At 46.7% G+C, this 1,012-nt stretch carries 2 protein-coding genes; both read left to right on the forward strand.

Translation table 11 applies throughout. From position 1 onward, the window contains the following. A partial coding sequence (gene mobC / locus KSW37_RS15625) for a plasmid mobilization relaxosome protein MobC (protein ID WP_217743532.1) occupies positions 1-183 on the forward strand: 183 nt, incomplete at its 5' end. After that, a partial coding sequence (locus KSW37_RS15630) for a relaxase/mobilization nuclease domain-containing protein (RefSeq protein WP_217743533.1) occupies positions 180-1,012 on the forward strand: 833 nt, incomplete at its 3' end. The genes mobC and KSW37_RS15630, both read left to right, overlap by 4 nt.

Raw genomic sequence — 1,012 nt, forward strand, 5'->3', positions numbered from 1 at the left:
CTCATCGGTATGGCGAACAACCTCAACCAACTTACCAAGCTGTCGCATCAGAGAGGTTTCCATGAAACCCATGTGTATGTGGTGGACTTGTTGAGAAGATTGAAAGAAATCCTTGGCGAGTATCGCCAAGCAAGTTATAAACCGAAGCCAAGCAGTATGGGCAGAAAGGAGGATACCACATGATAGGCAAGCTAAAGAAGGGCAGCTCATTTGGTGGTTGCATCCGCTATGTTACAGGCAAGGACGAGGCGAAAATCCTTGCCTCTGATGGTGTGTTACTCGGCACGAATGCCGAGATGACGCAAAGTTTTGAGCTACAAAGGCAACTAAATCCAAGGATTAAGAAGCCTGTGGGACACATTGCATTGAGCTTCAAACCCGAGGACAAGCCACGTTTGACGGATGAGTTCATGGCTAAGATAGCCCTTGAATACATGCAGATGATGGGCATCACCGATACCCAATTCATCATTGTAAGGCATCACAACACGGACAATCCTCATTGCCATATCGTGTACAACCGCATCAATAACGATGGCAAGCTCATATCAGACAGGAATGATTACAGGCGTAATGAGCAGGTGACCAAGGCTCTAAAATCCAAGTATGGACTGACCTACGGAACGGACAAGAGCAATACTAATACTCGCAAGTTACGCAATGCTGAGCGTGCCAAATACGAGATTCACAATGCCGTCAAGGATGCCTTGAAAGGCGCTGATAGTTGGCAGAAGTTCAAGAATGAACTTGCAAAGCAAGGTGTTCACTTGGAGCTTGTCTATAAGGACAAGGAACGAACCAAGGTACAAGGTATCCGTTTCTGCAAGGATGGATATAGCTTCAAAGGTACGCAGATTAGCCGAGGCTATAGCTTTGGCAAGCTGAATGCGAGATTAGAGGGAACGGAGAACCTTTTATCAGCAAGAGCCAAATCTGCTCAGCAATATGAGCAAGGCAATCACAAGAACAACCAGGAGCCATCCATATCGGAGAGCAGTCAAGACCCTTGGGA

Origin of the sequence: Segatella copri (assembly GCF_019127135.1) — a bacterium.
GTDB lineage: Bacteria > Bacteroidota > Bacteroidia > Bacteroidales > Bacteroidaceae > Prevotella.